The following is a 12324-nucleotide window of genomic DNA, read 5'->3' on the forward strand; positions in this document are numbered from 1 at the left end:
ATTTAAACAAAAAATCCCGTCTCACCATCCAGTGAACGGGATTTCGATCTATAGGATTGTTACGTATTTTCACAATGAATTAGTAAAATCTGATTCCTTTAATATTCCCAACCGTTTAGCTGTTATAGCCGCTTCAATTCTAGATTTCACATTTAGCTTTTGGAATAAATTCGTTAAGCTATATTCGAGAGAACGCTGACTCATAAGCACAATCTCCGCTATTTCCTTGTTACTTTTTCCTTTTGCAATTTCTGTCAGCATTTCATGTTCCCTTTTGCTAATCATAGAGGTTGTTTGTTCATCATTGATTTCTAATCCTTTAGACGATACTTTTCTCAACTGCTTGACTAAGGTCTGCGGTAAAATGACTTCCCCTCTTAATGCACAGCGTACCGCAGTAATCAACTGCTCTCTATTGGTCGTTTTTGAGATAAACCCAAATATCCCCGATTCGATCATCAAGTTAAATTTGTTAGTAAATTCGTATCCGGTATAGATTAAGATAATCGCATCCGCGTTCATTGTTAATACTTGTTTTGCCAAATCAATCCCATTCACATCAGCGATATGAAGATCAAATAACATTACGTCAAAAGAATGACTACTCACCATTTCAAGCACCTCGTGGGCTGAATTGGCTAGAGTAACCTTCATATCTCCTTCTTGTTCTAATATCATTCTAGTCCCTTCCATAACAGATGGATGGTCATCCACTAACAATATTTGAATCATGCCTACTACTACACCTCTATCCAATTGTTATGCCGCATGATTAATCTGCAGGTATAGATATATTGACCGCTAGTCCCTTTTTCTCTGGCGAGTGGAATGCTATCGTCCCATCCATACTTCGAACCCTTTCCTTCATACCATAAATACCCATACTTTCAAGCGAATTCTCTCCTAGAAGACTCATTCCAATTCCGTTATCTTCATAATTCAAATGAATCTGTTTGCCTTCACTAGCTAAGGTGATGTAGACTTCTGTCGCAAAAGAGTGCTTCGCTGCATTAGCTAAAAGCTCTTGCACAATACGGTACAGTCCTATAAGCACTTCATCATCTAACTTATGTGTGAATGCTTCTGACTCGAAATAAATCTGATAGTTGGTACGTAGTTGCGTAAATTCAAATAACGTCTCCAGCGAAGAGATAAGTCCCTCATTAACTAGTGCAGGGGGTCTGAGCTCGTTACAAATAATCCGCAGTTGATAGATAACATCGAGTAAACCTTCTGCCACCTGTTCTAGCTGTTCCCTAAGTTCCTCATTGATAGACTTATTACCTAAAAGAAGATCCAGCTTACGATACCAGATAATCTGTTCTTGAAGCGCTGAGTCGTGTAAATCCTGAGCAAGCCGTTTTCGCTCATTCTCTGATAAATTAAACATAAAGCGGAGAAGCCATGTAGGAGCCACTTGCTTGGAAGCCGCTAGCTCAAGATCCTTAATTAAATCTTCGATAAGCAAAAAATGATCAAAGAGAACACTGACATAACGGGTAATCGTCTCAAGCCATACACGAATAGAACTGATTTCCAATGAACTGGTCTTCTCGTTAATCGATAGTAAATAGCTTTTTCCTCGGAACTCCCCGATCTTGAGTGAATACCCTTGCTCAGTTTCAATAATTTCGCATAATTTATCATAGTTAGATTCAACTTCGATTAGATTAATATTGGTTACCTGCAGTATATCTCTGACTTCTCTAATTAACCGCTGTTCCATATGGCTAATCTTCATCACACCAAAAAGATCATGTGAGAACTGGTCCAGACTCATCTGCAAACGAAAATACCTTTCCTCACTCTCACGAATAATCTGCTCTGCATGTTGTCTGTCCTCATCTGCTTTTTTCCGATCACTTATATCTCTAAATATAGAGATGCATGCGACTTTTCCTTTGTACAAAATTGAGCTAGCAGTTACCTCGATCAGCTGCTGATTGAACTCTTCGCTTTCTCTTAATTCTCTTTCCATTTGGACTCTCTTAGTAATGTCTCTTGCTACAATCACAATGCTCACTACTTCTCCATCCTCACTTAGAACGGGAGTAGCAAGACATTCTAAATTTAGGATATAACCTTTTGAATGAATAAAACGATTGTAAAACATCTTGCTTGCTTTTGTCCGAAAAATATTTGATATCTGTTCACGCAAGATTTCTTGCTCATCTGGATCGATATACTCTAGTATGGTAGTGTCCTTGATTAAGCCTACAGGAATACCGATTAGGGTCTCACAGGAGGGGGATGCTACAATGAAATTCCCTTTCTGATCCAGTACACCCATCATATCCTTCATGTTATTAATAATAAGTTTGTACTCTGCTTCACGCTGCACCAGCTTGTTCTCTACATCTACTGTTGATGTAATATCCATCAACTTTCTTTCCGTGATATCTGCCAAGATTCCGTCAAGCCGAACCACCGCTTGGGATTCATCCAGACTGGGTATGATTCTGACCTGTATCCATCGAGGCTCACCACTTGCGTGGATGATTTGATATTCACTAAGCTTTGGAATCCCCTGCCGAGCCGTTGATAGGATCTCCTGAATCAAGGGGTCTTCTTCCTTATGAGCAATACGGAACCAAAAATCATCCTCTTTCGCCTGTTCAACGGAATAACCGGTGATATTGAGAACGGCATCCGATATAAACAGCACTTTCTTTGCTACGTAATCATAAGACCAAATCGCCACGTCAAGGTTAGAGAACATCTGTTGATACAAAGAAAATGTGCTTTCTAATTGAATTTGCACCGTTTTTTGTTCAGTAATGTCCAGCATAACTCCATCTATTCGGCAGACCTTGTTCTCCTTATTTAGAGTTGGCGTGCCGATACTTTGAACCCACTTTAGTCCTTCAGTAGGTCCTTGCATCCGATACTCAAGACTACTGATATGACCAGCATTTAATCTTTCCATGTAGGCATCATATCGATTAAGATCCACTACATACACAAGTTCCCGCAAAAAATCAGGACTATGCGGTATAGCCTTACTTGTGCAACCTACCCATTCCTCTAAAACATTCGACATCGTCAGCAGATTTTCTTCCCTATCCATAGACCATGTGATCACATTCTCGTCACCGAGCGAATGCATATTGAGATCACCTCCACATAAAAAGCCCCCCCTTTTCGGGGCGGCTTTTTGTTCTAATTCGCTATTTTACAAGCGTCATTACATGAATAACTTTATCCTACTGAGCAATCTGCTCACGGATATTCTGCAATATTTTCTTCTCCAGCCGGGATACCTGCACTTGAGAGATCCCAAGACGACTGGCGACCTCCGACTGCGTTTGATCACGATAGTAGCGAAGATAGACGATCAGACGTTCACGTTCGCTGAGACCTCCGATAGCTTCATTTAATGCCAGCTTATCGAACCAACGCTCCTGTGATTCGTCAGCGATTTGATCAATCAACGTGATCGGATCGCCATCGTTCTCAAACACAGTCTCATGGATAGAGGTCGGCGGTTTATTGGCTTCCTGAGCGAATACCACTTCTTCGGGTGTAACCCCTAGTGCTTCCGCAACTTCACCAATCGTAGGCAGACGGTCAAGCGTTTTAGACATTTCATCCTTCATCTTGCGAACCTTGTTAGCCATTTCCTTAAGGGAACGACTGACTTTCAAGGTGCCATCGTCACGAAGGAAACGCTGAATCTCACCGATAATCATCGGCACCGCATAGGTGGAGAACTTGACCTCATAGCTGAGGTCAAATTTATCAACGGACTTCAGCAGTCCGATGCAACCGATCTGGAACAAATCGTCAGGCTCATACCCGCGGTTCATAAACCGCTGCACCACCGACCAGACCAGTCGAATATTACAGCTTACAAGCGTGTCGCGGGCAAGACTATCTCCGGCCTGACTGAGCGCGATAAGACGTTTGACCTCCGCATCGTCCAAATAGGTCGGCGGAGCTTTTTTTGACTCTGCATCCATGGCTCCAACCCCTAATTGTATAAAGCTTTTTTCGAGACGATGGTTTTCTTCATTGAGATAGAAGTACCGTGTCCCGGTTCACTAGTGACTTCAAATTCATCCATGAAATTCTCCATAATAGTAAAACCCATGCCCGACCGCTCCAGCTCTGGCTTAGAGGTATACAGCGGCTGTTGTGCCAGCTCCAAATCCTCAATGCCCCGTCCCTGATCCTCAATGGTTAGATGTACCGTTTCGTTGTCCAGTGATGCCGAAATGGTCACAATACCTTCCGGATCACTATCATACCCATGAATAATACAGTTGGTGACCGCTTCCGACACGACTGTCTTCAGATCATTCAGCTCGTCCATCGTAGGATCAAGCCGGGAAACGAACGCCGCTACAACTACACGCGCGAACGATTCGTTCTCCGAGCGTGCAGCGAACTGCACGTTCATGAAGTTACCAGCCTTACTATTAGTCATAACGCAACCTCCAAATCCGAGAGTGCAGTGCTCTCGTCGTCATATAGGGGCATGATTTTGAAGAGGCCTGACATTTCCAGAAGCCGCTTCACAGGTGCCGTTGCATCACACACAACCATTTTTCCACCTTTGCTGTGGATCAGTTTATACCTTCCAAGAATCACGCCTAGACCTGAACTGTCCATAAACTGCAGATGCTTAAGACTAAGAACCAAATGCGATACCTGACCACGCATAATCGCTTCATCCATATCCATTCTTACAAAATCGGCTGCGTGATGATCCAGCTCCCCTGATAAACGGACAATCAACACACCCCTGTGATGCTCCATCTCCACATGAGAATTCATGCTTGCCACTCTCCTCTTCGTTGCTTTGAAAACTGACCTTGAAAGACAGTACATATTCCCTTCAAGGACAAGGTTTTCTACGCGGCAAATCAGGAATCCTGCCTCACGACAAAACTAGAAGAAAACCCCTATGAATCTACAGAGTACATGGGGGCAATCTACAAAAAAACTGTTTTTAATCCACGCCGAACATTGAGCCAGTTGTGCGCTTAAAGAGCTTCCACCAGCCTGCTTTCGGCACTGCTTCCCCTGCTTTTAATTCATATTCCTTAATCACATTGGTTCCTTGGTAGACAACCAGCTTGCCCACGGATTGACCTTCAGCCACTGGAGCCTTCACGCTTTCCGGCAGCACTAGTTCGTGGCGAATGCCTTCTTGGGTCACACCTTTTTTCAAAAGAACACTGTACGTCTCTTTCGCCGTTATCGGCAGCTCGGACTTTACGCCCTTCTCAATCTTAAGAGTTCCGATGGCATCCCCTTCTTTGTGGATCGTGTGTACTTTATATTGCGAGAACAGGTAATCGAACATGCCTGACACTTCACTGTTGCGCGTCTTCGTGTTCGGCTCGCCTAGCACAACAGCGACAGCACGTAGGCCATCTCTTGCAGCTGTAGCAGACAAACAAAATTTAGCCTCAGCAGTGTAACCTGTCTTCAGTCCATCGGCACCAGTGTAGAAACGCACCAGCTTGTTCGTATTCACCAACCAGAACGGCTTGGTTGAATCCTTACGTAAGTAATCCTGATAGGAACCGGTATATTTGATAATTTGTTCATGCTTCAAAAGTTCCCGACTAATGACCGCAATATCGTAAGCTGAGGAATAGTGATTGGCGGCTGGAAGACCGTTGCAGTTGGCAAAATGGGTATCTTTTAGACCCAGCTCCTCTGCACGTTTATTCATCAGATCGACAAAAGCGCTCTCTGAACCGGCTATTTTCTCCGCCATCGCCACAGAAGCATCATTTCCGGAGGCCATAGCGATGCCTTTAAGCATCTCGTCCACCGTCATTTCTTCACCAGGCTCCAGAAAAATCTGCGATCCACCCATCGATGCGGCATATTCACTTGTCCGCACCTTATCGGTCAGTTGCAGCCTTCCTTCATCCAGCGCTTCCACTGTTAGTAGCATCGTCATAATCTTTGTAATACTTGCGGGAGGCAGCTTATCATGGCTGTTCTTCTCATAAATAACAGTGCCGGTGCCTGCGTCCATCAAAATCGCGGAACGCGCTCCCGGCGCGAGGTCTACAGCGGCAGCATTACTGCCAGAGCCCTTGGTTTTTTCCTCCGCATAAGCGCCTGTCATCGGCCCTAGAACCGACACAGCGATGCAGAGCACAAGCACAGCAAAACGCATTTTTCTCACAATGGTTCCCCTCCTGAACGTTAACCTTCATATCACAGGTACTGTGTTTCAGTTTCGTCAGAAAGGGTGAAAATTATTCCATTTTTAAGTAAATAATCACAATAATTTATCGCAAGCAGTAATGATGTTATCAATTAAAAAAAGCCCATCAGCACTTGCAGAGCATTTTTATTATAGGGGAGATTAAAAATTATTTCAAATTTAAAGTATTTCCATTTTTTTCGTATTCACTTAAGCCCCTTTAAAGGAAAATGAAAGTTTTTAACGAATGCTATTTAAGAACCTAACTGGCTTATAGAGGAGTGAATATACAGATGAACCACCTTGCAGATTGTATTGAAGCAGAAGCTAAACAGAACAATTTCTCTGGTATAGTGCTGGTAAAACAACATGATAAAGAAATCACCAGCAGCTGTTACAGTTATGCCAATAAGTCAGATAAGCGAGCAAACAATATTCATACTCGGTTCGGCATTGCTTCCGGGTGTAAAATATTTACAGCAATTGCCATCTGCCAACTGGTCGAACAGGGATTGATTTCTTTCGAAAGCAGATTATCAGACTATCTGAAGAAGGTAGAGTTCCCCCTCTTTAGTTCTGAAATTACCATACATCAGCTGCTTACGCATAGCTCTGGGATTCCAGATTATTTTGATGAAACGATCATGGATGATTTCGAAGAACTGTGGAAGACACGACCTATGTACACTTTACGGCAGCTTGAAGACTTTGTACCGATGTTTCGAAACCTCCCCATGAAGTGGACCCCTGGTGAACGTTTCCATTACAATAATACCGGATATATCGTACTGGGGTTATTGGTCGAGGAATTGAGCGGAATGTCCTTTTCCGATTATGTGGAGCTTCGCATCTTTAAGCTTTGCGGAATGGAGCAATCCGGTTACTTTACGTTAGATGCCCTACCTGCCAACTGTGCACTCGGATACATAGAGGAAGAGAACGGTAGCTGGAGAACTAACATCTATTCAATCCCGGTAAAAGGAGGCGCTGACGGTGGAGCTTTCGTAAGCGCTCCCGACATGCAGCTATTCTGGAACGGGCTAATGAACCATACACTTTTGAGTCCAGTACTCACATCATTGTTGCTTACTCCCCACATGCATGTGGATCGTGAAGGATATTATGGTTATGGTGTATGGATCACCCTCCGAGAAGGAAAAGTGTTCAAGTTCCACATTATGGGCTACGATCCCGGTGTTTCCTTCCGATCGGCTATCTATCCGGCTAGTGGTGAGACTGTAGTAGTAATGTGTAATACAAGTAACGGGGCTTCTCAGATTTTCAATGTTATCGATAAACATTTGTAGATGCTCCTCCAAAAACGCAAAACAGCGATCCTCCCGTAATAGGAGGATCGCTGTTTTACTGTCTATTTCCGGACTTCGTCATGACAATAATTATATTACCTTGGCTAGTACCGTGTTACCCCATCCTTCGTAACAAGCGCAAATACCAGTGGTAGCGGAGGAACCGGTTCAGGAGTGATACGGTAAGCTTCTAGCACCTTGCCCTCAGCTTCCTCAACCTTCTTGTCACTGGCATCGTTGATATGCAATACTGCAAGCGTATCGCCGATCTCTACAGCATCTCCGACCTTTTTGGAAAGTTGAATACCCACAGCCAAATCTATCACAGATTCCTTGGTTTCACGTCCAGCACCAAGCAGCATAGCAGCTATGCCGATTTCCTCAGCCTGAATACCCTCAATGAACCCACCGGTCTTCGCTTTAACTTCAATGAACCGCTTTGCAGCAGGGAGTTTCTCCGGAGAATCAATTTGTGATACATCTCCGCCTTGCGCCTTCACAATCTGTCTGAATTTCTCCAGCGCTGTGCCATCTTCAATATGTGTCATAAGAATCGAGCGAGCCTCTGCTTCGTCCTTGGCTTTGCCACCAAGAACAAGCATCTGGCTGCCCAGAATAAGGCAGACCTCCTGCAGATCCTTCGGCCCGTGACCCTTTAAGGTCTCGATTCCTTCCTTGATTTCGAGCGCGTTGCCAATTCCGTATCCGAGTGGCTGGTCCATATCACTGATGATCGCAACTGTATTGCGACCCAGATGTGTGCCGATGTCAACCATAGCTTGAGCAAGCGCAATAGAATCATCAAGCGTCTTCATAAAAGCCCCGCTGCCGGTTTTGACATCCAGCACGATGGCGTCTGCTCCTGCCGCAATCTTCTTGCTCATTACAGAGCTTGCAATTAGTGGAATGGACTCCACAGTCGCTGTTACATCCCGAAGGGCATACAGCTTTTTGTCTGCGGGTGTAATGTTGCCCGACTGGCCGATCACGGCAGCTCCGATTTCCCCTACTTGATCAAAGAAACGCTCGCGATCCATCTCAACAGAGAAGCCACTGATCGACTCCAGCTTATCGAGTGTGCCTCCTGTATGCCCAAGTCCGCGTCCAGACATCTTTGCCACAGGTACTCCAGCAGAGGCTACCAGGGGAGCAAGCACCACGGTTGTTTTATCTCCCACTCCACCTGTGGAGTGCTTATCAACCTTAATGCCTGCGATTGGGCTAAGATCAACTTGATCACCGGACATCGCCATTTCCATCGTTAGATCCCCGGTCTCCCGCGCATTCATACCTTGAAAATAAACCGCCATAGCCCAAGCGGAAAGTTGATAATCAGGGACTTCACCTTTACTGTAGCCCTGAATTAGGAAGGATATCTCCTCACGACTCAGCTCTCCACCATCTCTTTTTTTCTGAATAATGTCGACAGCTCTCATCTTACACCTGCATTTCACGGACATTTGCGCTAGCAAATCCGATATATTTTGGTTTAGTCAAATTAACTACCTTCACTACCTGTTCATGCGTCAATGGCTTAAGTTTAATCACTTGTGTCATAGATATGACCTCCCAGTAATTCAAAATGCAGTACCCGAAATTACATTTTTGGAATAAAGCCTAAGACCAGCTTCAGGAAACACTCACGCACTCGTTCAGCATTTTCCATCACCTCTTCATGATTGAGAGGTTGATCCAGGATTCCCGCGGCCATGTTAGTAATACAGGAGATGCCCAATACCTCGATACCCGCATGACGAGCAACAATGGTCTCCGATACAGTAGACATGCCTACAGCATCCGCGCCTAGAGTACGAAGCATTACGATTTCAGCAGACGTTTCGTAGCAAGGTCCCAACAGACCTGCATATACGCCTTCTTTGAACTCGAAATTCTGCTGAGCTGCCGTTTCCTTTGCTACCTGGATCAGGCGGCGACTGTAGGCGGTCGACATATCTGGGAAGCGCACACCAAGTGCAGGATCATTAGGTCCTATTAAAGGGTTCCGTCCAGTCATATTAAGATGATCCGTAAGAAGCATAAGGTCGCCTGGCTTGAAATCTGTGTTCACTCCACCAGCAGCATTCGTTACTAGTAAACTGGATATACCAAGCTCTTTCATAACTCGTACAGGGAATGCCGTTACCTCCGGTCCATAGCCCTCATACATATGAAAGCGGCCCTTCATCATCACGACTCGGCGGCCTTCGATCATACCAATCAATAGCTCACCCTCATGTCCTTCTACAGTAGACACCGGAAAGTGAGGAATCTCATCATATGGGATGCTTACTCCATCCGTAATAAGGTCTGCCAGCACACCTAGGCCTGAACCAAGGATCAATCCAATTTCCGGAGCCACTGGACATTTGTCTTTTATATAAATGGCTGCTTCTTGAATTTCTTTTTGAGTTAACGTGCTCATGGATGATCCTCCTTCATTGATGTTGTGGAGCAACCCACATCCCTTTATTGCAGTTTCGCTAAAAAGCTTGTCCCATACTGTGGCGCCTTCGCACCAAAGTTATCGGCAATGGTTGCTGCTACATCAGAGAAGGTCTCACGAATGCCCAAACTTTCCGGATGTTTAAACCGTGGGCTATAGATTAAGAGCGGCACATATTCACGGGTATGATCAGTTCCACTATGGATCGGATCATTGCCATGGTCTGCAGAAATGATCAACAGGTCATCTTCACCAAGCGTAGATAGAATTTCAGGCAGCGCCTGATCGAATACTTCCAGTGCACGGCCGTATCCCTCCGGATCACGACGGTGTCCATATAGGGAGTCAAAATCCACCAGATTGGTGAACAGGAAGCCGTTAAACGGTTGACGAAGCTGCTCAATAGTGACTTCGATTCCATGTTCATTACTCTTCGTTGGGTAAGAAGCCGTAACACCTTCACCTGTAAAAATATCGTTGATCTTACCAACCGCGATAACATCCTTGCCGATATCAGCAAGTGCGTTCATTACTGTTGGTTCTGGCGGCTTCACTGCATAGTCATGCCGATTTGGTGTTCGAACGAAATTCCCTGGTTCTCCAACATATGGACGAGCAATGACGCGACCAACCGAGAACTCTGGAGCCATCGTCAGCTCACGGGCTATTTTACAAGCGCTGTACAGCTCTTCGAGTGGAATGATATCTTCATGTGCAGCAAGCTGGAATACACTGTCCGCGGAGGTATAGACAATCCAAGCCCCCGTTTTCATTTGCTCTTCGCCGTATTCAACTAGAATCTCCGTACCGGAAGCAGGTTTATTACCGATCACCTTACGCCCAGTTGCCGCTTCGAACTTCTCAATCAATTCTGCTGGAAAGCCGTCAGGATACGTATTGAAGGGAACCTCAATCTTCAGCCCCATTAGCTCCCAGTGTCCGGTCATTGTATCCTTGCCTACAGATACTTCCTGCATTTTGCCGTAGTACCCTGTTGGTGAAGCTACAGGTTCAAGCGGCGGCAGCGGAGCAATATTAGCTAACCCGAGCTGCTGTAGATTAGGCAGCTTCAATCCAGGAACACGATCCAATATATGACCAAGCGTATGCGACCCAGCATCACCGAAATTTGCAGCATCTGGTGCTTCACCGATACCTACACTATCTAGAACAATAAAACCAATTCGTTTAAATGAGGACATTGTTGTCTTCACTCCTTTTTTTAATATAGTTTATTCTTTCGTACCAACAAGAAGAAACGGCTGTACCGTCTTCCAGAAGACATAAGCTTCCGAAACTAGCGATACAATGTACCGCATGTCAGGTATCCGTTTCTGCTAAAGGATAACCTGCGGAACATTCCCCAGTCTATCCTTTCAGTATGATTCCATCATAACTATCTTACTCACAAAAAGCACCTTTGAAGCAGAATTAGCGAGCCCTAGGATGGTGGCTCTCATATACTTCCTTCATATTCTTACGGGCAATACCGTTATAAATCTGAGTCGTCGAAATATCGGCATGGCCCAGCATTTGTTGTACGGAACGCAAATCTGCTCCGCCTTCCAGTAGATGGGCTGCGAAGGAATGCCTAAGGGTATGCGGTGTAATATCCTGTTCAATGTTTGCTTCCCGCGCGTATTTTTTTATGATTTTCCAAAAGCCTTGCCGGGTTAATCTCCCGCCTAGACTATTCAGGAACATGGCTGGTTCCTCCTGATGATCACGAAGCAGCTTGTCCCTCATAAGAGAAGTGTAAGCTGCTACACTCTCAGCAGCAATGGTTCCAATGGGAACCACTCGCTCCTTGCCAGAAGTTCCTGTACAGCGCGCAAATTTCATATCCGTATGCACATCGTCCACGTTAAGCGAGATTAATTCAGAGACCTTAATACCTGTTGCATAGAGCAATTCCAGCATAGCCTTATCTCGTACTCCTTGTGGTGTACTCACATCCGGCGCAGCCAGCAACTGCTCAATTTCCGAAATTGTAAGCACCATAGGAGGTTTCTTATCAGGCTTCATCGTCTCCATGTCCAGTGTTGGATCCTGCTCAATCAAACGTTCCTTCATCAAATAATGGAAAAAAGCACGGAGGGACACTGCGTTCCTGTTCAACGTCGCTGTTGCTCGTCCCGCTCCGCGTAATGAGCCTAGATATAACATCACATGAGATCTTCGGATCTCGTCAGGCTGCTGTGCCCCCCGCTCTTCAGCAAACTCTAGAAACTGCGATACATCCCTACCGTAAGATTCCAGTGTGTTCGGGGACAAGCCTTTATCTTCGGACAAATAATGTAAAAACGGCTGCAAGTGTGACTTCATTAATTCACGCTCCTGTCCTGGCGCAGCTACTCATAGTGACTTCCTGCAGCACATTCAGCATGAGGTTTCTGCAGATGTGT

At 45.1% G+C, this 12324-nt stretch carries 11 protein-coding genes; 1 reads left to right on the forward strand and 10 read right to left on the reverse strand.

Annotated features, from left to right (window positions below; translation table 11 throughout):
- Positions 1-69 precede the first annotated feature (69 nt).
- The 6 genes from MHH52_RS20295 to MHH52_RS20320 form a co-directional block, all read right to left on the reverse strand.
- The gene (locus MHH52_RS20295) at positions 70-732 is read right to left on the reverse strand and encodes a response regulator transcription factor (protein WP_340004216.1); all 663 of its coding nucleotides are present in this window, start codon (positions 730-732) and stop codon (positions 70-72) included.
- Positions 733-772: 40 nt separating this feature from the next.
- Positions 773-3106 (reverse strand): PAS domain S-box protein, encoded by a 2334-nt coding sequence (locus tag MHH52_RS20300; protein WP_340004217.1) that lies wholly within the window; start codon positions 3104-3106, stop codon positions 773-775.
- A gap of 97 nt (positions 3107-3203) precedes the next feature.
- Entirely contained in the window at positions 3204-3959 is a 756-nt protein-coding gene (sigF, locus tag MHH52_RS20305; protein ID WP_042129724.1) for an RNA polymerase sporulation sigma factor SigF, read from the reverse strand.
- An 11-nt stretch (positions 3960-3970) separates the two neighbouring features.
- The gene (spoIIAB, locus tag MHH52_RS20310; RefSeq protein ID WP_042129726.1) at positions 3971-4426 is read right to left on the reverse strand and encodes an anti-sigma F factor; all 456 of its coding nucleotides are present in this window, start codon (positions 4424-4426) and stop codon (positions 3971-3973) included.
- A complete protein-coding gene (spoIIAA, locus tag MHH52_RS20315) occupies positions 4423-4776 on the reverse strand; it encodes an anti-sigma F factor antagonist (RefSeq protein WP_042129729.1) in 354 nt (117 codons plus the stop codon). Before spoIIAA ends, spoIIAB begins: the two co-directional genes overlap by 4 nt.
- 175 nt (positions 4777-4951) lie before the next feature.
- Positions 4952-6088 (reverse strand): D-alanyl-D-alanine carboxypeptidase family protein, encoded by a 1137-nt coding sequence (locus MHH52_RS20320; protein WP_340009751.1) that lies wholly within the window; start codon positions 6086-6088, stop codon positions 4952-4954.
- Between the two features lie 374 nt (positions 6089-6462).
- Here MHH52_RS20320 and MHH52_RS20325 point away from each other — a divergent pair, with 374 nt between their 5' ends.
- Entirely contained in the window at positions 6463-7476 is a 1014-nt protein-coding gene (locus tag MHH52_RS20325) for a serine hydrolase (RefSeq protein ID WP_340004218.1), read from the forward strand.
- Between the two features lie 104 nt (positions 7477-7580).
- On the opposite strand, the gene MHH52_RS20330 is transcribed toward MHH52_RS20325, so the two are convergent.
- From MHH52_RS20330 to xerD, 4 genes are all read right to left on the reverse strand, one after another.
- Positions 7581-8912 (reverse strand): pyrimidine-nucleoside phosphorylase, encoded by a 1332-nt coding sequence (locus tag MHH52_RS20330; RefSeq protein ID WP_340004219.1) that lies wholly within the window; start codon positions 8910-8912, stop codon positions 7581-7583.
- A 161-nt stretch (positions 8913-9073) separates the two neighbouring features.
- Positions 9074-9898, reverse strand: coding sequence for a purine-nucleoside phosphorylase (locus MHH52_RS20335; protein ID WP_340004220.1), 825 nt, complete (start codon positions 9896-9898; stop codon positions 9074-9076).
- Positions 9899-9942: 44 nt separating this feature from the next.
- The gene (gene deoB / locus MHH52_RS20340) at positions 9943-11121 is read right to left on the reverse strand and encodes a phosphopentomutase (protein ID WP_340004221.1); all 1179 of its coding nucleotides are present in this window, start codon (positions 11119-11121) and stop codon (positions 9943-9945) included.
- A gap of 229 nt (positions 11122-11350) precedes the next feature.
- A complete protein-coding gene (gene xerD, locus MHH52_RS20345; RefSeq protein WP_340004222.1) occupies positions 11351-12244 on the reverse strand; it encodes a site-specific tyrosine recombinase XerD in 894 nt (297 codons plus the stop codon).
- Positions 12245-12324: the final 80 nt, after the last annotated feature.

Source organism: Paenibacillus sp. FSL K6-0276 (genome assembly GCF_037977235.1).
In the GTDB taxonomy this organism is placed as follows: Bacteria; Bacillota; Bacilli; order Paenibacillales; family Paenibacillaceae; genus Paenibacillus_AQ.